General features: G+C 71.8%; 17 protein-coding genes. 7 read left to right on the top strand and 10 right to left on the bottom strand.

Annotation, left to right across the window (positions count from 1 at the left end):
• Positions 1-58: 58 nt before the first annotated feature.
• Positions 59-2,572: a DEAD/DEAH box helicase gene (locus ACZ9QC_RS37675; RefSeq protein ID WP_472917183.1), complete on the top strand. Its 2,514-nt coding sequence runs from the start codon at positions 59-61 to the stop codon at positions 2,570-2,572.
• 19 nt (positions 2,573-2,591) lie between these two features.
• Complete coding sequence (locus ACZ9QC_RS37670; RefSeq protein ID WP_184897395.1) at positions 2,592-3,467, top strand: acyl-CoA thioesterase; 876 nt, start codon at positions 2,592-2,594, stop codon at positions 3,465-3,467.
• Between the two features lie 9 nt (positions 3,468-3,476).
• Here ACZ9QC_RS37670 and ACZ9QC_RS37665 read toward each other — a convergent pair whose 3' ends face one another.
• The 7 genes from ACZ9QC_RS37665 to ACZ9QC_RS37635 form a co-directional block, all read right to left on the bottom strand.
• Positions 3,477-4,547 carry a DUF6397 family protein gene (locus ACZ9QC_RS37665; protein ID WP_472917182.1) on the bottom strand — a complete coding sequence of 357 codons (1,071 nt, stop codon included), beginning with the start codon at positions 4,545-4,547 and terminating at the stop codon, positions 3,477-3,479.
• 132 nt (positions 4,548-4,679) lie between these two features.
• Complete coding sequence (locus ACZ9QC_RS37660) at positions 4,680-5,093, bottom strand: roadblock/LC7 domain-containing protein (protein ID WP_184897217.1); 414 nt, start codon at positions 5,091-5,093, stop codon at positions 4,680-4,682.
• 224 nt (positions 5,094-5,317) lie between these two features.
• Positions 5,318-5,923, bottom strand: a complete 606-nt coding sequence (locus ACZ9QC_RS37655) for a GTP-binding protein (protein ID WP_184897215.1) — start codon at positions 5,921-5,923, stop codon at positions 5,318-5,320.
• A gap of 187 nt (positions 5,924-6,110) precedes the next feature.
• Positions 6,111-6,527, bottom strand: coding sequence for a DUF742 domain-containing protein (locus ACZ9QC_RS37650; protein WP_472917181.1), 417 nt, complete (start codon positions 6,525-6,527; stop codon positions 6,111-6,113).
• 20 nt (positions 6,528-6,547) lie between these two features.
• Positions 6,548-6,985, bottom strand: coding sequence for a roadblock/LC7 domain-containing protein (locus ACZ9QC_RS37645; RefSeq protein ID WP_230224768.1), 438 nt, complete (start codon positions 6,983-6,985; stop codon positions 6,548-6,550).
• A complete protein-coding gene (locus ACZ9QC_RS37640) occupies positions 6,982-9,516 on the bottom strand; it encodes a sensor histidine kinase (protein WP_472917180.1) in 2,535 nt (844 codons plus the stop codon). Before ACZ9QC_RS37640 ends, ACZ9QC_RS37645 begins: the two co-directional genes overlap by 4 nt.
• A 49-nt stretch (positions 9,517-9,565) precedes the next feature.
• Entirely contained in the window at positions 9,566-10,342 is a 777-nt protein-coding gene (locus tag ACZ9QC_RS37635) for an MHYT domain-containing protein (RefSeq protein ID WP_472917179.1), read from the bottom strand.
• Between the two features lie 152 nt (positions 10,343-10,494).
• On the opposite strand from ACZ9QC_RS37635, the gene ACZ9QC_RS37630 reads away from it, so the two are divergent.
• The 3 genes from ACZ9QC_RS37630 to ACZ9QC_RS37620 all read left to right on the top strand — a co-directional run bounded on the left by ACZ9QC_RS37630 (position 10,495) and on the right by ACZ9QC_RS37620 (position 12,569).
• A complete protein-coding gene (locus ACZ9QC_RS37630) occupies positions 10,495-11,094 on the top strand; it encodes a class I SAM-dependent methyltransferase (protein WP_472917178.1) in 600 nt (199 codons plus the stop codon).
• A gap of 153 nt (positions 11,095-11,247) precedes the next feature.
• Positions 11,248-11,544 (top strand): hypothetical protein, encoded by a 297-nt coding sequence (locus ACZ9QC_RS37625; RefSeq protein ID WP_472917177.1) that lies wholly within the window; start codon positions 11,248-11,250, stop codon positions 11,542-11,544.
• 158 nt (positions 11,545-11,702) lie between these two features.
• Positions 11,703-12,569, top strand: coding sequence for a hypothetical protein (locus ACZ9QC_RS37620; protein ID WP_472917176.1), 867 nt, complete (start codon positions 11,703-11,705; stop codon positions 12,567-12,569).
• 43 nt (positions 12,570-12,612) lie between these two features.
• On the opposite strand, the gene ACZ9QC_RS37615 is transcribed toward ACZ9QC_RS37620, so the two are convergent.
• The gene (locus ACZ9QC_RS37615) at positions 12,613-12,825 is read right to left on the bottom strand and encodes a hypothetical protein (protein ID WP_472917175.1); all 213 of its coding nucleotides are present in this window, start codon (positions 12,823-12,825) and stop codon (positions 12,613-12,615) included.
• Positions 12,826-13,045: 220 nt separating this feature from the next.
• On the opposite strand from ACZ9QC_RS37615, the gene ACZ9QC_RS37610 reads away from it, so the two are divergent.
• Entirely contained in the window at positions 13,046-15,907 is a 2,862-nt protein-coding gene (locus ACZ9QC_RS37610) for a DEAD/DEAH box helicase (protein ID WP_472917174.1), read from the top strand.
• Positions 15,904-17,205, top strand: coding sequence for an SWF or SNF family helicase (locus ACZ9QC_RS37605; RefSeq protein WP_472917173.1), 1,302 nt, complete (start codon positions 15,904-15,906; stop codon positions 17,203-17,205). The genes ACZ9QC_RS37610 and ACZ9QC_RS37605 overlap by 4 nt, the downstream gene beginning before the upstream one ends.
• 17 nt (positions 17,206-17,222) lie before the next feature.
• Here ACZ9QC_RS37605 and ACZ9QC_RS37600 read toward each other — a convergent pair whose 3' ends face one another.
• Positions 17,223-17,504, bottom strand: a complete 282-nt coding sequence (locus ACZ9QC_RS37600) for a hypothetical protein (protein ID WP_472917172.1) — start codon at positions 17,502-17,504, stop codon at positions 17,223-17,225.
• Between the two features lie 378 nt (positions 17,505-17,882).
• Positions 17,883-19,049 (bottom strand): xylose isomerase, encoded by a 1,167-nt coding sequence (xylA, locus tag ACZ9QC_RS37595; protein WP_472917171.1) that lies wholly within the window; start codon positions 19,047-19,049, stop codon positions 17,883-17,885.
• Positions 19,050-19,061: the final 12 nt, after the last annotated feature.

Below are 19,061 nucleotides of genomic sequence, written 5' to 3'. Positions count from 1 at the left end.
GATCTTCGGTCCGGCAGCCGATTCCCCCATCGGGTGCGCGGGCAGGCAAGATGGGGGCGTGACCCTCATCGATCAGCTGCCGCGGACCGCCGACCCCGACGCCCTCTACGAAGCCTTCGAGTCGTGGGCCCGGGAACGCGGTCTCACCCTCTATCCGCACCAGGAGGAGGCGCTCATCGAGGTGGTCTCCGGCGCGAACGTGATCGTGTCGACGCCCACCGGCTCCGGCAAGAGCATGATCGCGGCGGGTGCCCACTTCGCGGCTCTCGCCCGCGACGAGGTCACCTTCTACACGGCTCCGATCAAGGCGCTCGTCTCGGAGAAGTTCTTCGAGCTGTGCAAGATCTTCGGCACGGAGAACGTCGGCATGCTCACCGGCGACGCCTCCGTGAACGCCGACGCCCCCGTCATCTGCTGCACGGCCGAGGTGCTGGCCTCCATCGCGCTGCGCGACGGCAAGCACGCCGACGTCGGCCAGGTCGTGATGGACGAGTTCCACTTCTACGCGGAGGGTGATCGGGGCTGGGCCTGGCAGATCCCGATCCTCGAGCTGCCGCAGGCCCAGTTCATCCTGATGTCGGCGACCCTCGGCGACGTCTCGATGTTCGAGAAGGACCTCACCCGGCGCACCGGTCGCCCGACCGCCGTGGTCCGCTCGGCGACGCGCCCGGTGCCCCTGTCCTACGAGTATGTCCTGACCCCGCTGACGGAGACGCTCGGCGAGCTGCTCGCCACCAAGCAGGCTCCGGTCTACATCGTGCACTTCACGCAGGCGCAGGCCGTGGAGCGGGCGCAGGCGCTGATGAGCATCAACATGTGCACGCGGGAGGAGAAGGACCAGATCGCCGAGCTGATCGGCAACTTCCGTTTCACCACCAAGTTCGGCCGCAACCTCTCCCGTTACGTTCGGCACGGCATCGGCGTCCACCACGCCGGCATGCTGCCCAAATACCGACGCCTGGTGGAGAAGCTCGCCCAGGCCGGTCTGCTGAAGGTCATCTGCGGCACGGACACGCTCGGCGTCGGCGTCAACGTCCCGATCCGCACCGTGCTGTTCACCGCCCTCACCAAGTACGACGGCAACCGTGTGCGGACCCTGCGGGCCCGTGAGTTCCACCAGATCGCGGGCCGCGCGGGCCGGGCGGGCTTCGACACGGCGGGCTTCGTGGTGGCGCAGGCGCCCGAGCACGTCATCGAGAACGAGAAGGCCCTCGCCAAGGCCGGCGACGATCCGAAGAAGCGTCGCAAGGTGGTCCGCAAGAAGGCTCCCGAGGGGTTCGTCGGCTGGACCGACAACACCTTCGAGAAGCTCATCGCCTCCGATCCGGAACCGCTGACCTCGCGCTTCCGGGTCACGCACACCATGCTGCTGTCGGTGATCGCCCGGCCGGGCAACGCCTTCGAGGCGATGCGCCATCTGCTGGAGGACAACCATGAGCCCCGCAAGCAGCAGTTGCGACACATCCGCCGTGCGATCGCGATCTACCGCTCGCTCCTCGACGGCGGCATCGTCGAGAAGCTCGACCAGCCGGACGCCGAGGGCCGTATCGTCCGGCTGACGGTCGATCTCCAGCAGGACTTCGCGCTCAACCAGCCGCTGTCCACCTTCGCGCTGGCCGCGTTCGAACTTCTGGACCCTGAATCCCCGTCGTACGCCCTCGACATGGTCTCCGTCGTCGAGTCGACGCTGGACGACCCGCGGCAGATCCTCGCCGCCCAGCAGAACAAGGCGCGCGGTGAGGCCGTGGCCGCCATGAAGGCCGACGGCGTCGAGTACGAGGAGCGCATGGAGCGGCTGCAGGACGTCAGCTACCCCAAGCCGCTGGAGGAGCTGCTCTTCCACGCGTACAACACGTACCGCAAGAGCCACCCCTGGGTCGGCGACCATCCGCTGTCGCCGAAGTCCGTGATCCGTGACATGTACGAACGGGCCATGTCGTTCACGGAGTTGGTGTCCCACTACGAACTGGCCCGCACCGAAGGCATCGTGCTGCGTTACCTCGCCGGCGCCTACAAGGCCCTCGACCACACCGTCCCCGACGATCTGAAGTCCGACGATCTGGAGGACCTGATCGCCTGGCTCGGCGAGATGGTGCGCCAGGTCGACTCCAGTCTCCTCGACGAGTGGGAGCAGCTGGCCAACCCCGAGGAGATGACGGCCGAGGAGGCCCAGGAGCGGGCCGATCAGGTCAAGCCGGTCACCTCCAACGCGCGTGCCTTCCGGGTGCTCGTCCGCAACGCCATGTTCCGTCGCGTCGAACTGGCCGCGCTCGACCAGGTGGACGAGTTGGGCGAGATGGACGCCGAGGCCGGCTGGGACGCCGAGCGGTGGGGCGAGGCGATGGACAAGTACTGGGACGAGTACGAGGAGCTCGGCACCGGTCCCGATGCCCGTGGCCCGCGGCTGCTGATGATCGAGGAGGAGCCGCAGAACGGGCTGTGGCGGGTCCGGCAGACCTTCGCCGACCCGAACGGCGATCATGACTGGGGGATCAGCGCGGAGATCGATCTCGCGGCCTCCGACGCCGAGGGACGCGCCGTCGTCAAGGTCACCGACGTCGGTCAGCTGTGAGCACAGGAGAGGCCAGCACATGACGACCAACCCCGCCGAGCGGCTCGTCGACCTGCTCGACCTGGAGCAGATCGAGGTCAACATCTTCCGTGGGCGCAGTCCGCAGGAGTCCCTCCAGCGGGTCTTCGGCGGGCAGGTCGCCGGCCAGGCGCTGGTCGCCGCCGGACGCACCACCGAGGGCGACCGGCCGGTGCATTCACTGCACGCGTACTTCCTGCGCCCCGGCCGCCCCGGGGTGCCGATCGTGTACCAGGTCGAGCGGGTGCGGGACGGGCGGTCGTTCACCACGCGCCGGGTCACCGCCGTGCAGCAGGGCCGCACGATCTTCAATCTGACCGCCTCCTTTCACAAGCCTGAAGAGGGGAGCTTCGAGCACCAGCTGCCGCCGGCCCGCAAGGTGCCCGACCCCGAGTCGCTGCCGACGGTGACGCAGGAGATCAGCGAGCATCTGGGCACGCTTCCCGAGCAGTTGGAGCGCATGGCCCGGCGGCAGCCCTTCGACATCCGGTATGTCGACCGGCTGCGCTGGACGGCCGAGGAGGTCGAGCACGCCGAGCCGCGCAGCGCGGTGTGGATGCGCGCGGTGGGTCCCCTCGGCGACGACCCGCTCGTGCACACGTGCGCGCTGACGTACGCCAGCGACATGACGCTCCTGGACGCCGTCCGCATTCCGGTGGAGCCCCTCTGGGGACCCCGTGGCTTCGACATGGCGTCGCTGGACCACGCGATGTGGTTCCACCGGCCGTTCCGCGCGGACGAGTGGTTCCTGTACGACCAGGAGTCCCCGATCGCGGTCGGCGGCCGCGGACTGGCCCGCGGCCGTATCTACGACCTGGAAGGACGTCTGCTCGTGTCGGTCGTCCAGGAAGGGCTGTTCCGCAAGCTCGAGGCGTGACCGGGCGGGTCAGTGGTGTCTGCGCCGGAGCCAGCCCAGCAGACCGCGTCGCCCTTCGGGAGCCGTGCCGGCGCCGGGCACGGGGTGCCCGGGGCGTCGTCGGCCCCGGGGTGGCCGCGCTGCGGGGCGGGTCGTCGCGCCGGGTGTCTCGTCCCAGGCCGACGACCACGGCACCTTCCGGCGGGGCCTCGGGGCGAGCCGGTGGGCCCGGGCCTCGCCGAGGGACCGGTAGAGGTCCGCCCGCAGCCAGGCGATCTCATCGGGGTCGTCCGCGGTCATGATCCGCGCGGTGATCCGTGCGGCGGGTGAGTCGGGCGTCCCGTGGTGGGTTCGCGCGGGCCGGTGGAAATGCAGGTGGGCGCGCTCGTAGGGGTCGTGGACGATCTCGGCGACCTGGACGGGGTCGAGCAGGGAGGCAGTAGCGGCCGCGCGGCTCCAGGGGTCGTCCGCCTGCCTCAGCAGGGCTCCGAGGTGGCGCCCACGCCAGTTCCGGGGGCGCAGGTCCAGTCCCGCGTCCAGACGGCGCCTGAGATCCTCCGGGACACGCTCCGTCAGCCAGGGGACGTTCCTCTCGTCGGCCGCGAACCGCCGCAGTTCGGCCGACGGATAGAACCAGAGCACGGCGCGGTAGCGGTTGAGCGAAAACTTGACCGGCGTGACCAGTCCCAGGCGTGCGAGGCGCGTGAACCGGGTGGGCGGCACGCCCAGGATCTCGGCGGCTGCTTTGGTCCCCACGGCATCGACCCGTTCCCGCAAGGTTTCGGGGAAGCCCTTCTCGGCCCGGAGCCGCTCGATCTCCGCCCGGGGGACGCGACGACCTCCGCCTCCGTCGTCGACGACCGTTCGCAGGCAGCCCAGTTGTACGGCGAGGTCGAGTTCGCTGCGTTTCAGGCCCAGTTCGCGGGCGGCTCGGCTCAGTGCCAGGGTGCCGCCGGCCGCCCCGGCGGTCCTGACTGCCCTGGCCGCCCTCGCCGATGCCGGGGCGCCACGTCGTGTGGTGGGCGTGCTGGGCTCGGTGGTCGCGGTGTGGGTGGCGGTCGTGGTGTGCGTGGCCGACTGTGTGACGGTGTCTCCGGACATGGCGGTTCTCCCCCGTGCGGTGTGTGGTGCTCGCGCTGGTCTCGCGCTCGCCTCGGGAAAAACCGTAGCCCGTTCGCGGAAGGTCGTGGCGGGCCTGTGGATAACTCTGCCCGCCACAGAGAGAACCGCAGGTCAGCGGTCCATCGCGGCCGAACGTTCGGGGTGTCTGGCGTCGACTCGGAGATGTTCGCCGACACGGTTCACCAACAGCGTCATCTCGTACGCGATCTGCCCGATGTCCGCCTCCGCCGCGCTGAGGACGCACAGGCAGCTGCCGGGCCCGGCGGCGGTGACGAAGAGCACCGCGTCGTCGAACTCGATCATCGTCTGCCGTACGTCACCGGCGCCGAAGTGGCGGCCCGAGCCCTTGGCGAGGCTGTGCAGACCCGACGAAACCGCGGCCAGGTGTTCGGAGTCCTCGCGCCGCAGGCCGGTGCTGGCCGCGGTGACCAGTCCGTCGTTGGACAGCACCAGGGCGTGTCGTATGGGTTCCACGCGCTCGGTCAGGTCGTCCAGCAGCCAACCGAGCCCCGCGTTCTGCGACATCGTTCGCACTCCCCGTTTCGTCGTTCCCCCGGACACGGAGGATCCGACGATTCAGCCTTCCCCACGGCTGCTGTCGGAGCAAGCAGGATCCGAACATGGCGGGGAAGATGACCGACAAGGCATGCCGGTCCTTCCGCGCGAACAGCGACAACGGGTGCTTCCCCACCCGAAACAGCGGTGTCAAGGGACAGTATCCGGCCAGGAACAGGCGTGTTGGCGCCGGTTCAGCCCACGGAGTCGAGCAGCCGGGCGGTGTGCATCCGCCCGGCGTATTCGACGAGGCGTATCAGCACTTCCTTGCCGGAGTCGCGGTCCCTGGCGTCGCAGAGGACCACGGGGGTTCCCTGGTCCAGGTCGAGGGCGCGTGAGACGTCCTGGGCGCCGTGGGCGCGTGCTTCCGAGAAGCAGTTGACGGCGACCACGAAGGGGATGTGCCGGTGCTCGAAGTAGTCCACGGCGGGGAAGCAGTCCTGCAGTCGCCGCGTGTCCGCGAGGACGACGGCGCCCAACGCCCCCTGCGCCAACTCGTCCCACAGGAACCAGAACCGGTCCTGCCCCGGGGTGCCGAACAGGTAGAGCGAGAGCCCCGACCTGATGGTGATGCGGCCGAAGTCCATGGCGACGGTGGTGGTGACCTTCTGGTCCACCCCGTCGGTATCGTCGACCGACTGGCCCACCTCGCTCAGAAGTTCCTCGGTGCGCAGCGGCTTGATCTCACTGACCGCGCCGACCAGCGTGGTCTTGCCTACGCCGAATCCACCGGCGACGAGGATCTTCAGTGCCAGGGCGCCCGTGTCGCCGTCTGTCTCATCGGAATGCTCGGAGACCATCGATCACTTCTCTCGGGAGTGTCGGCCGTAATCGACATCGGTACGGCCGTGAGGAGTCAGCATCTTGGCAACTGCCACTCGTTCGTGGGGCGTTGGACCGGTTTTACTTCTCACCGACCGCTTGTGCCCGTTCGGAGCCGGGTTGGGTGCGCAAGTCGGTACGGGTCGCAACCGGGTTCGTGTTCATCTACAGCGCCCTCAGCCCCTCGATCACCTCCCGCAGGATCCGTTCGTCCGGCAGTCGCGCGGGCGGCACGGGGCGACTGATGGTGACGCGGCCCGCCTCCACGAGGTCCCCGAGCAGTACCCGTACGACACCGACGGGCAGGTCGGCGCCCGCGGCGAGTTCGGCGACCGACTGGGTCTCGGTCCGGCACAGTTCCAGGAGCGCGCGGTGTTCCGGACCGAGCAATGCGTCGTCGGCGCCGGGTGCGCCGGGGTCGAGCGAGACCAGGGCGATCAGGTCGAAGCGCGGTCCGCCGTGACCCGGTCTGGTGCGCCCGCCCGTCACGGCGTAGGGGCGGACGAGCGGCCCGGCCTCGTGGTCGTACCAGCGACCGCCCGCCGGTTCGTGCGAAGCGCCGGTGTCACTGTCTTCGGTCATGAGCACGGCCTGTCCCTGGTTCATCCGGCCGTGGGCGGGCGTGCGCCGGCTCGGGTCGGTGTCCGCAGGTGCTCTCCGACGCGTTTCACCAGCCGTGCCATTTCGTACGCCACCAGCCCGATGTCGGCCGTGACGGAGGTGAGTAGGGCGAGGCAGGAGCCGTCTCCGGCGGCGGCGACGAAGAGGAAGCCGTCGTCCATCTCGACCATCGTCTGACGTACGCCCCCTGCGCCGAAGTGACGGCCCGCGCCCTTGGCGAGACTGTGGAAGCCGGAGGCGACCGCGGCGAGGTGCTCGGCGTCCTCGCGCCTGAGGTCGCTGGAGGCGCCGACCGCCAGGCCGTCGTTGGACAGGACCACGGCGTGCCGCACTTCGTGCACGCGCAGGACCAAGTCGTCCAGCAGCCAGTCGAGTTCACCGGAGCGTTCAGTGGCCCTGGTACTCGGGTCCTGGATCATGCGGGGTCTCCTTCGCTGCTGTCGCGGCCCCTCGTGGGGCCCTGTGCGACTCCTCTGCCGGGTGCCTTGCCGCCGCCTCGTGCCCAGCCGTCGCGGTAGGCCGCCATGCGGTCCCTGACGAGTTCCGGCGTGCGCTCGTCGTCCGCTCCGGGCGGCGCCGCCGACGCGGGCTGCCCGGTGTGTCGCTCGCGCAGTTGGGGCGCGAGGTGCGCCTGTCGTACGCGGCGCGGCAGTCGGTCCGTGTCCTCCGGTTCCGGCGCCCTGCGGTTCGGCCGCAGGGTGGTCACACCGGGCGGCGCCTCGGGCGGGCCCTGCTCCCCCGCACTCCGCCCGACGGAGGCCACGGGAGCCGTCAGGGCGTGGCGGTTCGCCGACCGCTCCACGGGTTCCTGACGCGGTGTCGCGGTCACGCGCGCGTACTCGCGTTCCTCGGGCGGGGGTGCTTCGGCGGATGCCGCGGGGGAACGTTCCGGCACGCCGCTGTGGAGCAGCGCGGTGGGCAGGAGCACCACGGCCGTGGTCCCTCCGTAGGGGGAGGTCCTCAGGTGGACCTTGATGCCGTGCCGGGCGGCGAGGCGGCTCACCACGAACAGGCCGAGCCGGTCGCTGTCGAACAGGTCGAGGGCCTCGGACTGTTCGATGCGGCGATTGGCCTCGGCGAGTGTCTCCTTGCCCATGCCGAGGCCCCGGTCCTCGACCTCCAGGGCGTAGCCGTTGCCGACCGGTTCACCGGTGACCCGTACGCGCGTGTGGGGCGGTGAGAACTGGGCGGCGTTCTCCACGAGTTCGGCAAGGAGGTGGGTGAGGTCGGCGACCCCGGTGCCGACGATCTTCGCCTCGGGGAGTTGCCGCAGTTCCACGCGCGCGTAGTCCTCGATCTCGGAGACGGCCGCCCGGACCACGTTCGTCAGGGACACGGGCATGCGCCAGGCACGGCCGGGGGCGGCGCCGGAGAGGATGATCAGGCTCTCCGCGTGGCGGCGCATGCGCGTGGTGAGGTGGTCGAGGCGGAAGAGGTCGCTGAGTTCGTCGGGATCGTCGGAGCGGCGTTCCATACTGTCGAGGAGAGCGAGCTGGCGGTGCACGAGGATCTGGCTGCGGCGGGCGAGATTGACGAAGACCCCGGAGATGCCGCTGGCGAGTTCGGCGCGCTCGACCGCCGCGCGGAGGGCCGCGCGGTGCACGGTGCCGAGGGCCTCGGCGACCTGACCGGTCTCGTCCTCCGCGGGCGGGCCGGGCGGGGCCTCGGCGTCGACGTCGATCTCCTCGCCGGAGCGCAGTCTGCGCATGGCGTGCGGCAGTTTGCGGCGGGCGATCTCCAGGGCGCCGTTGCGCAGGCTCACCAGCTCGACCACCAGACCGCGTCCGATGCGTACGGAGATGACGAGGGAGGCGGCGACCGCGGCGAGGCCGAGGAGCACGGCGGCTCCCGCCGGGGTGAGCAGTGCGCGGGTGAACGGGTCGGCCCGGTCGGCGACCCCGCGGCCGGCGTCCGTCTCGATGCCGCGCATGTCGTCCCGCACGCGCGCGTGGGCGGACGTCCAGGCCGCCTCGGGGACGGCGTGGAGCACCTGTGCTCCGGGGTGGCTCGCGACCACCTCGTCCTCGAGGGCGCGCAGGTCGGCGTAGGCGTCCCCTCCTGCGAGCTCCTGCCAGGCCGCGTTCTCCGGGCCGCGCAGGTCCGCTCCGGCGGCTTCGGTCAGCGTGCGGCGTGTGTCGACGGCGCCGATGAACAGGCGCAGCCGCTCGCGGTCGAGGGTCTTGGCGAGGTGGGCGCCGGACAGGAGCGCGTCCTCCTGCGCCAGCGCCTCGGCCGCGCGGGAGAACTCCAGCAGCACGCGTGCGTCGGAGCCGAGTTCGGCGTCCTGGATGCCGGTGAGCGCGCCGCCCACGCCGAAGGCCGTGGAGATGGTCGCCGTGTATCGCTCGTACGTCTGCGCCCAGCCGCTGCGGCGGTCGAGGACCGATGTCCGCAGCGCACGCAGGTCTTCGGCCCCGGTCACGAAGCCGGAGAGGCGTTCGGCGACCCCTGGGGGCAGGTCGGTGCCGTCGGCGACGGTGTGGCGGTCGCCGAGGCGCAGGGCGGCCACGGCCCGGTCGGTGCGCCGCGCGAGTCCGCGGAGCGTGTTCTCCCGCTCCGCGGAGGGTGCGGTGGCGTACCGTACGGCGGCCGCGCGTTCGGACTGGAGGGCCGCGACGGCGTCGGCGACCGGGCCGCGTACGGAGGCGTCGACGCGTTGCAGCTGACGGTGGCGGGCGACGTCCTGGGCGGTGGTGACGGTGGCGTACGCCCACAGTGCGAGCAGGGAGACGACCGGCACCATCAGCAGACAGACGATCTTGGCTCGGACGGTGCGGGGGCGCAGGTGGCGGCGTCCCGCGCGCGTGGGTGGGCCGTTCGTCGGGGCGCCGGTGCCGTCGGTCGCGAGGTGCTCGTCGGCCGGTGGTCCGGCGTGGGCGCGGCGCCCGCGTATCGCGGGTCGGGGTGGCGCCTCGGCGGCGGCTGTCGGGGTCCTGCGGGGTGTACGCATGGCCTCCTCGATCAGGGTTCGGGGGCGGGCTTCGAAGGCCGTCGCGCGGCTAGTGGGCGGCGGCGTTCTCGACCGGCCGCTGGGCCGACGCGGATGCCTCGCGCTCCCCGGCCGTCGGCGACAGCGCGACGAACGCGGAGGTGAGGAAGAGGTAGGACCCGAGGCCGACGGCGAGGGGGAAGATGAACTGCATCGCCGTGGCCCCGGGCAGGATCGCCGCGGACGGAGTGACCTCCACGCGCACCGCCCACATCGCGGTGTAGTGCATGCTGCTCACCGCACCGCCCATGACGAGGGATGCGACGGTCACCGCGACGGGCGACTCGATGTTGAGGGCCGCCCAGAGGGCGGCGGTGGCCGCGACCACGGCGATCACGACGGAGAGGGCGACGAGTGCGGGATCGTAGGTCACGTCGCCGTGCAGCCGTACGGCCGCCATGCCCAGGTAGTGCATGCTCGCGACGCCCAGGCCGGTGGTGAGTCCGCCCAGCAGGAGCGCCCGGGCGCGGTCGCGGCCGTAGCCGACGGCGAAGACGCCGGCGCAGACCACGAGCATGGCGACCAGGAGGCTCAGGACGGTCAGCGGCACGTCGTAACGGATCTCGGTGCCGCTGACGCCGAAGCCGAGCATCGCCACGAAGTGCATGGTCCAGATGCCGGTGCCGATCGCCGACGCCGCGGTGACGAGCCAGTTGCGACGCGACCTGCCGGTGGTGGCGAGGGCGCGGACCGTGCAGCGCAGTCCGAGGGCGGCGCCGATGCAGGCCATGGCGTACGACAGCGCGGGGGTCAGCCAGCCGAAGGTGGCGTGGTCCAGGTGTCCCATGGCCCCGGGACGCTAGTGGGGGCACGGGAGCACGGAGGGGGCGCATTTCGAAAGCTGCCGCAATATGGCGCATATATGCATAGGAACGACCGCCTCCCGCTCGAACGTGCGCGTCGCCTCCTCCGTCGTTCGGGTGAGGGATCATGCGGAGCATGAGCGACGACCACACACACGTCCAGGAGTTCTTCACGGCACGCGCGGCCCGCTGGGACGCCCGATTTCCCGACGACGGGCCCGCCTACGCCGCCGCGGTCGCCGAGCTCGGCCTGCGCGAGGGCGAGCGGGTGCTCGACGCGGGGTGCGGCACGGGACGGGCCCTGACGCCGTTGCGTGCCGCCGTGGGGGCCTCGGGAGTGGTCCTCGGGGCCGATCTGACGCCCGCCATGCTGGAGGCCGCCGTACGGGCGGGGCGGGATCGTGACGGGCGGTTGGTGCTCGCCGACGTCGGCCGGCTGCCGCTGCGTACGGCGTCGCTGGACGCGGTGTTCGCCGCCGGGCTCGTCGCACACCTTCCGAACCCCCCGGAGAATCTGCGGGAGCTGGCCCGGGTGGTCAGGCCGGGCGGCACACTGGCGCTGTTCCACCCCATCGGCCGGGCGGCGCTCGCCGCACGCCAGGGGCGGCAGATCACCCCGGAGGACCTGCGTGCCGAGGCGAACCTGAGGCCGCTGCTGGCCGGTTCGGGCTGGCGCATGACGTCGTACGCCGACGAGGACGCCCGTTTCCTGGCGCTCGCCACGCGCGTGGGCTGACCCCCTGCCGTCGCCCGGTGGATTGCGCCGGGGAGGGTACTGAACGCGCCGTTCGTCGCTCTTCGCCCCGCCGTCCCCCTTCTGTGGCCGCGAGTCCGTCTCTACGTTGAGCAGGACGAGCTGTGATACCGACGCGGGGGGTAGGTAGCCCATATGTTCGGCAGCGTTCGCAAGTCCTTCGGCAGATTCCTCGACTCGTTGCGCGCGGAGCCCAACGCGCGGGAGACGAAACGCACGCACAACCTGTTCGAGGCGGCCGCCGTCTACATCGCGGCGTGCGCCGAGGACGATCAGGACCAGATGGACGAGGCCGCGACCTGGGTGTCGCCCGAGGCCCTGTCGTTCGGAGTCAGCGAGCTGGCGTGCCGGGCGGTGATCGCCCTCGCGCGGGAGCGCGACGAGTCGCCGCAGACGGTCGCGCGGTCACTTCTGGGGCTGCCCGCCGCCTGAACGAGTGAGGGTGTCCGGTCATTTCGCCCCTGTCCACCCGGATACCTGCAGCTCGCCCGGGATATCCGCAGCTGCGCACGGGCTTCTCGCTCGTGACAAGGGCCCGCCGGGCGCATTAGGGTGCGCCGACGGACGAGCGAGAGCGATGGGAGGCCGGCATGGCCGGGACGGACGAGGACGCCGTCACCGCCGGGGACGACGACGCGCTGTATGTGCTGACGGCGGTACTGCTCACGCCCGCGAACTTCCCCAGCGTGCTGGGCGACGACTACCCGGAGGCGTGCGCGGCTCTGGACCTCGCGCCGCTCGCCGACGGCTACGGGATCGTCCTCGGCCAGGACGGCGAGGGAGCGAGGTGGACGGTGGCGGTGGACGACGTGTCGCTGGTCGCCGTGGCCATCGCGTCGTGGGACTGCGGCATGGAGTACGACCTGTCGCCCGACGAGGACTCCGTGGTGGCCGCGCTGCCGGGCTGGCCCCTCGCGGTCGCCGTGGCGGCACCGGGGGTGCCCGCTCCGCACGACCCCGATCCCGAGGTGTCGGACCGGCCTCCGCTGAGCCCGCCGGACACCGCCGTCTGGGGTCCCGCCCAGCGGCGTCTGGGGGCCGACGAGATCGCTCTGCAGTGGTCCATGTGGCGGGAGCAGATCGACGACGCCTCGTTCGCCGGGCAGGGCGGCTCGGACGGGGCGGCGACGTCGGCCACAGCCGGCACGACGGAAGCCGGGTCGGCCGCCGGGAAGGACGGCGGCGCTCCGCGCACGGGCATCCGCCGCGTGCTCGCGGAGGCGCGCGCGTACGTGGAGTCCCCTCCGCCCCTGGGGCGGGTGCGGTCCTCGTTCGCGCCGGGTGACGCCCGCACCCTTCGCGCCGACGGTCCCGGCTGGTCGATGGTGGCCAGAACCGACGACATCGCGTTCGTCCTCCTCGACGAGGAACCCGGCGAGGTGCTGCCGGTGGGCAGGGGCCCGGAACTGCCCGGCCTCCTGGAGTCCCTCGACAAGATCGCCGTACGTCCGAACTGATCCCGTCCGCCGCACCGGCCCGCTCGCGCGGGCCGGTGGCATTTCAGCGGCCGAGTTCCTTGCGTCCGGCGCGGCGCAGCCTGCGCCGCTGCGAGGGGTCCAGCGCCAGGTACGCGGCTGTGGGGATCCCCAGGACTATCAGCAGATTGGCCCAGAAGGGGAAGGGCAGCAGGATCAGCAGGACGATCCCGATTGCCGCACCCCCTGCGACGATCTTCGTGCTCTTCGACATGTCCGTCGCCTCCTTCGCGGCCACTGCCGCTCTCTGTCCTGAAAACGGGATCGGACCCCCCGCAGTTCCGGACCACGACCCTGACGTGTCCCTGAGTCGAACCCCCGTACAACCCTGAGATGCCCTCCCCACTCAATGGGAAAAGTGACCCACATCACCCCGTCGAGCACCAGGTGAAGGTTTGCAGTGAGGTAACCTCGGCGATCCTGGCTAGGTAGTCAAATTTGAGGAGTCCAGCATCCCTGTGCCGCCGAACCTCGTGGCAACCCTTCCCGAAGTGTCCGAACTGGCCCGCTGCAGCGCCGTCTTCGTGGCCGCGGACCCCGCCCGCACCGGCCACGTCGCCTTCTGGCGGCCGGACGGCACGGCACCGCCCCGGATCGCCCACGGCTCCGAAGGGGAGTTGCCGCTCGTCCGGCGCGGCGGCCCCGGAGTCCGACGGGTCACGGTCCCCGTCGTGTCGCTGCCGGTGCACGCCGCGCTTCCGGTGCTCACGCGCGCGCGTGCCACCACCGGTGTCCACCGGTCGACGGCCTTCTGGAGTGCCGCCGCCCTGCTGGCGCTCCAGTTCGCCGCGCGAGGCCTGCTGTTGCCCGGCGTCACCGCGAACGGGCACGACGCCTGGCGGGCGGGGCCGCTGCGGGCGGAGGACCTGGACCAGGTCCGGGACCTGGCCGCGGCGATGCCGCCCGAGGCGCACGCGCTGCCCGTGGACCACGGCGAGCCGCCACGGCTGCCCGATCCGGAGCGGCTGCTGCGCGCATTCCTCGACGCCGTCGTGGACTCTCTGCCCCGCTCCCCCGCCGCGAGCGTCGCGGCGGGCGGCTCCGCCTTCACCGCCCGTGAGCCCAGGGCCGTTCCCGAACTGCGCGCCTGGGCCGCGGACGTGGCCGCCGGGCACGACGCCGGGGTCCGCGTGTCCCTGCGCGTCGAGATTCCCGGGCTCGCCTCGCTCCGCGCCGCCGATCCGGCCGGGACGCGGCCGGTGTTCCGTGTCGTACCCCAGCTGCACAGCGTGAGCGATCCGGCGCTCGTCGCGGACGCGTCCGCGGTGTGGGCCGACGCGACCGCCTTCGGCTCGCGCGCGCGGACGGACGCCCTGCTGGCGCTGCGCCGGGCCGCCCGCGCCTGGGCTCCGCTCGGTCCGCTGCTGTCGGCGGCGGTGCCGGACGCGGTGGAGATCGCCGACGAGGAGATCGCCGAACTGCTCGGCGAGGGGGCCCGGCTGCTGGCGACGGCCGGTGTCGAGGTGCACTGGCCCAGGGAACTGGCCCGTGGTTTGACCGCCCGCGCGGTCATCGGCCCACCGGACGACGAGCAGGGCCCTGCCCGCAACGCGTCGGACACTCCGTCGTACCTGTCCGCCGACGCGCTGCTCGCCTTCGACTGGCGGTTCACGCTCGGCGATCAGCAGCTCAGCCGGCAGGAGCTCGACGTTCTCGCTGAGGCGAACCGCCCCATGGTGCGACTGCGCGACAAGTGGGTCCTGGTCGATCCGGCGGAGATCCGCCACGCTCGTGCGCGGCAGGACCGCAAGGTGTCGCCCGTCGACGCGCTCGGTGCCGCTCTGACGGGCTCGACGGAGGTCGACGGCCGGATGGTCGACGTCCTGCCCACCGGGTGGCTGGCGACGCTGCGGGAACGTCTGTCGGACCCCGAGGGGCAGGCCTCGGTCGGACAGCCGTCCGCGCTCGCCGCGACGCTGCGGGACTACCAATTGCGAGGGCTCGACTGGCTGGCCCGGATGACCTCCCTCGGGCTCGGCGGTTGTCTCGCCGACGACATGGGGCTCGGCAAGACGATCACCCTCATCGCTCTGCATCTGCACCGGCAGTCCGACGCCTCGTCCGCCGGCCCCACCCTCGTGGTCTGTCCGGCCTCTCTGCTGGGCAACTGGCAGCGCGAGATCGAGAAGTTCGCGCCGGGCGTGCCGGTGCGCCGCTTCCACGGATCCCGGCGCGGTCTCGACGCACTCGCCGACGGGGAGTTCGTCCTCACCACGTACGGCACCATGCGGCTCGACGCGCCCCGACTCGGCCGCGTGCCCTGGGGTCTGGTCGTGGCGGACGAGGCGCAGCACGTGAAGAACCCCTACTCGGCCACGGCACGGGAACTGCGCACCATCGGGGCACGCGCGCGTGTGGCGCTCACCGGCACCCCCGTGGAGAACAACCTGTCCGAACTGTGGGCGATCCTCGACTGGACCACGCCGGGTCTCCTGGGCCGCCTCGGCACCTTCCGCACCAGGTACGCGCAGGCCGTCGAAGGCGCCCGGGATCCCGCCGCCGCGGAGCGGCTCTCCCGGCTCGTACGGCCGTTCCTGCTGCGCCGCCGAAAGTCGGACCCGGGCATCGCGCCGGAACTGCCGCCGAAGACCGAGACCGACCGTGCCGTGTCGCTCACCAGGGAACAGGTGGGCCTGTACGAGGCGTTGGTGCGCGAGACCATGGCGGAGATCGCCGCCGCCGACGGCATGGAACGGCGCGGTCTGATCGTGAAGCTGCTGACCGGTCTCAAACAGATCTGCAACCACCCCGCCCAGTTCCTCAAGGAGGACAAGCCGCGGATCCCGGGCAGGTCGGGGAAGTTGGAGCTGCTGGACGAACTGCTGGACACCATCCTGTCCGAAGGGGCGAGCGTTCTGGTCTTCACGCAGTACGTCCGGATGGCCCGGCTGCTGGAACGTCACCTGGCTGCGCGCGGGGTGCCCACTCGCTTCCTGCACGGCGGGACACCGGTACCCGAGCGCGAGGAGATGGTGGAGCGCTTCCAGGAAGGCGAGGTGCCCGTCTTCCTGCTGTCGTTGAAGGCGGCCGGCACGGGTCTGAACCTGACGCGGGCCGAGCACGTCGTGCACTACGACCGCTGGTGGAATCCGGCCGTCGAGGCGCAGGCCACGGACCGGGCGTACCGCATCGGCCAGACGCGGCCGGTGCAGGTGCACCGGTTGATCGCGGAGGGCACGATCGAGGACCGCATCGCGGACATGCTGCTGCGCAAGCGGGAGTTGGCCGACGCGGTGCTGGGTGCGGGCGACACGGCGCTGACCGAGCTGTCCGACGCAGAACTGGCCGATCTGGTGGAGCTTCGAGGGGACGCGCGATGACGGAACGCACGGGACATGACGAGGAGCGCACCTTCGCCGCACTGGCTCCCGTACGGGGCGGCGGTTTCGCACGGACGTGGTGGGGCCGGGCCTGGTTGCGGGCGCTCGAGGACGCGGCGCTGGACGGGGAGCAGGTGAAGGCGGGGCGCAGGCTGGCTCGGGCGGGGGCCGTGGGCGCGGTGTCGGTGCGCCCGGGGCGCGTGACCGCGGTCGTCCAGGACCGCGACGGCACCGGCCACCGTGCCGACGTCCTGCTGCAGGAGCTGTCCGGGGAACACTGGGACCGCTTTCTGGACATGGCGGTCGAGCGGGCCGGGCACGTGGCTGCCCTGCTCGACCGTGAGATGCCGCCGCATCTGGTCGAGGACGCCGCGACGGCCGGAGTCGAACTGCTGCCCGGGCTCGGCGACCTGGAGGCCGCGTGCGACTGCGGTGCCTGGGACCACTGCGGACACACCTCGGCACTCTGCTACCAGGTGGCCCGCCTGCTGGATCAGGACCCGTTCGTCCTGCTGCTGATGCGTGGCCGTGCCGAACGTGCGCTGCTGGACGAAATCCACCTGCGCGCAACCGCGACCGCCGCGGACGGTGAGGAGGTGTCCAGCGGCCTGGGGAGCAGCCTCGCGGACGATCACGGGGACGACGTGGACGCCGCCGAGGCGTTCGCGGCGGGTGACATCCTGCCGCCGCTCCCCGAGCCGCCCCGGCCCTTCGTGGAGCCCGGCCTGCCGCCCTCTCTGGACACCGAGACCGGGCCCGCGCCGGGACTCGACCCGGCGGCGCTCGAGTTCCTGGCGGCGCAGACGGCCCGGGAGGCACACCGTTTGCTGGCCGAGGCTCTGCGTCCTGGTCACGAGCGGCAGCCCCTGGACGACGAGTTGACGTTCGACCAGGACGTGGTGCGGCTGGCCGCCGGTGGCCCGGGGCCGGGCATCGAAGCACGGCTCGGCGACGGTTCGGGGCGCGGCCGGGAAGGACTGGCGCTCGCCGTTCGCGCCTGGCGGTACGGCGGGGCCGCGGGTCTCGCCGTACTGGACGAGGAGTGGCACGTACCGGCGGAGCCGCTCGCACGCGCGCGTGCCGCCCTGGAGACCGCGTGGGACGAGGGCGAGCGGCCTTCGCTGCGGTTCGCGCGCAACCGTTGGACCGTCGTGGGCGGATCGGCCCAGCTGCGCCTCGGGCGGGACGGCCGCTGGTGGCCCTTCCGCAAGGAGCGGGGCCGCTGGGCACCGGTGGGCCCGGCGGCCCATGATCCGGCGACGGCTCTGGCATCGGTCGTCGGCGAACCCCCCAGGTGACCCCTGAGAGCGGCCCGTCAGCGGATGTGGCCGACCGGGTCCGGGAAGAGTGAGTCCAGATCGCTGGGCAGCCCCGTCGGGAACCCGCTGGGCAGATCGCTGGGGAAGCCCGAGGGCAGCGTCGGAAGGTCGCTGGGCAGCCCTGACGGGAGGCTCAGTGACGGGGTCGGCGAGGGGCTGGTACCGCCACCGGTACCGCCCGACGGCTCGTCGTCCGCCGGTCCCCCACTCCTGGCGGCCACCAGCACCACGGCGAGGACGGCGCCGAGGACGACGATCACGGCCAGCGCGACGAGCACGAGCCTGCGACGCCCGTCGGACGAGGGTCCACCGGGCGGATCGGATGACTGCCAGCCCCCGCCCTGACTCGGGGGCTGCCAGCCACCTCCGCCTCCGGTCGGATCGCCCGGCGGTGGACCGTAGCCCCCTGGCGGGGGCCCGAATCCTCCGCCGTTCGACGGCGGTGTGCCGTCCGGCGGTCGCGGCGGCTGGGACGGTGGGGTAGGCAGGCCCATACCGTCCAGAGTCGCCGCGAAACGGCCAAGGCGCGAGCCCCGCGCGGGAGTTGCTACGGACTCATGCCATGGACCGCATGATTCCGGAGAATTCCGCGCAGAGACCGACCGGAGGAGGCGCAGAGCCGGCCGAAACAGGTCCGGCCGGATCGAGCGACGCGATCAGCCGCGCGCACCCAACAGGTGGTCCATCGCCAGCTGGTCGAGCTGCTCGAAGGCCATGCCGCGCGCGGCGGCGGCCTCGGCGTCGAACTCCTCGAAGGCCGTCGGGTCCGCGAGCAGCGCCTGCAGTCCGTCGGCGGCCGTGGGCTGGGCCAGCTGGTCCAGGCGCGCGGCACGCAGCGCCTCCTGGACCGCCGGGTCGGCGCGGAAGGCGGCCGCACGCTCCTTGAGGATGAGGTAGTTGCGCATGCAGCCCGCGGCCGATGCCCACACACCGTCGAAGTCCTCGGTGCGCGGCGGCTTGAAGTCGAAGTGCTTCGGCCCCGCGTAACCGGCGCTCTCCAGCAGGTCGACCAGCCAGAACGCGGAGCGCAGGTCGCCCGCGCCGAAGCGGAGGTCCTGGTCGTACTTGATGCCGGACTGGCCGTTGAGGTCGATGTGGAAGAGCTTGCCCGCCCACAGGGCCTGTGCGATGCCGTGCGGGAAGTTCAGCCCGGCCATCTGCTCGTGGCCGACCTCGGGGTTGACGCCGTAGAGCTCCGGGCGCTCCAGGCGCTCGATGAAGGCCAGGGCGTGGCCGACGGTGGGAAGCAGGATGTCGCCGCGCGGCTCGTTCGGCTTGGGCTCGATCGCGAACTTCAGGTCGTAGCCCTGGGAGGTGACGTACTCGCCGAGGAGGTCGAACGCCTCCTTCATGCGGTCGAGCGCGTCCCGGACGTCCTTGGCGGCGCCGGACTCGGCGCCCTCGCGGCCGCCCCAGGCGACGTAGATCTTGGCGCCGAGCTCGACCGCCAGGTCGATGTTGCGGATCGTCTTGCGCAGCGCGTAGCGGCGGACGTCGCGGTCGTTGGCGGTGAACGCGCCGTCCTTGAAGACGGGGTGCGTGAAGAGGTTGGTGGTGGCCATGGGCACGGTCATGCCAGTGGTGTCCAGGGCCGCGCGGAAGCGCTTGACGTGCTCCTCGCGCTCGCTGTCCGAGGACCCGAAGGGGATCAGGTCGTCGTCGTGGAAGGTCACACCGTAGGCGCCGAGCTCCGCCAGACGCTGCACCGACTCGACCGGGTCCAGGGCGCGCCGCGTGGCGTCGCCGAACGGGTCCCTGCCCTGCCAGCCGACGGTCCACAGGCCGAAGGTGAACCTGTCGTCGGGAGTGGGTTGGTAGTTCATGCCGCGGCTCCT

The sequence above is a fragment of the Streptomyces sp. HUAS MS02 genome (assembly GCF_055702265.1).
Note: the sequence above shows the minus strand (reverse complement) of the source record. Positions and strands in the feature narration are given on the sequence as shown.

Coding starts and splice junctions, on each gene's coding strand:
- ACZ9QC_RS37605 (WP_472917173.1), top strand. CDS start 15,904: ATGACGGAACGCACGGGACATGACGAGGAGCGCACCTTCGCCGCACTG.
- ACZ9QC_RS37655 (WP_184897215.1), bottom strand. CDS start 5,923: ATGGTCTCCGAGCATTCCGATGAGACAGACGGCGACACGGGCGCCCTG.
- ACZ9QC_RS37670 (WP_184897395.1), top strand. CDS start 2,592: ATGACGACCAACCCCGCCGAGCGGCTCGTCGACCTGCTCGACCTGGAG.
- ACZ9QC_RS37645 (WP_230224768.1), bottom strand. CDS start 6,985: ATGATCCAGGACCCGAGTACCAGGGCCACTGAACGCTCCGGTGAACTC.
- ACZ9QC_RS37640 (WP_472917180.1), bottom strand. CDS start 9,516: ATGCGTACACCCCGCAGGACCCCGACAGCCGCCGCCGAGGCGCCACCC.
- xylA (WP_472917171.1), bottom strand. CDS start 19,049: ATGAACTACCAACCCACTCCCGACGACAGGTTCACCTTCGGCCTGTGG.
- ACZ9QC_RS37660 (WP_184897217.1), bottom strand. CDS start 5,093: ATGTCGCAGAACGCGGGGCTCGGTTGGCTGCTGGACGACCTGACCGAG.
- ACZ9QC_RS37630 (WP_472917178.1), top strand. CDS start 10,495: ATGAGCGACGACCACACACACGTCCAGGAGTTCTTCACGGCACGCGCG.
- ACZ9QC_RS37650 (WP_472917181.1), bottom strand. CDS start 6,527: ATGACCGAAGACAGTGACACCGGCGCTTCGCACGAACCGGCGGGCGGT.
- ACZ9QC_RS37625 (WP_472917177.1), top strand. CDS start 11,248: ATGTTCGGCAGCGTTCGCAAGTCCTTCGGCAGATTCCTCGACTCGTTG.
- ACZ9QC_RS37620 (WP_472917176.1), top strand. CDS start 11,703: ATGGCCGGGACGGACGAGGACGCCGTCACCGCCGGGGACGACGACGCG.
- ACZ9QC_RS37665 (WP_472917182.1), bottom strand. CDS start 4,547: ATGTCCGGAGACACCGTCACACAGTCGGCCACGCACACCACGACCGCC.
- ACZ9QC_RS37635 (WP_472917179.1), bottom strand. CDS start 10,342: ATGGGACACCTGGACCACGCCACCTTCGGCTGGCTGACCCCCGCGCTG.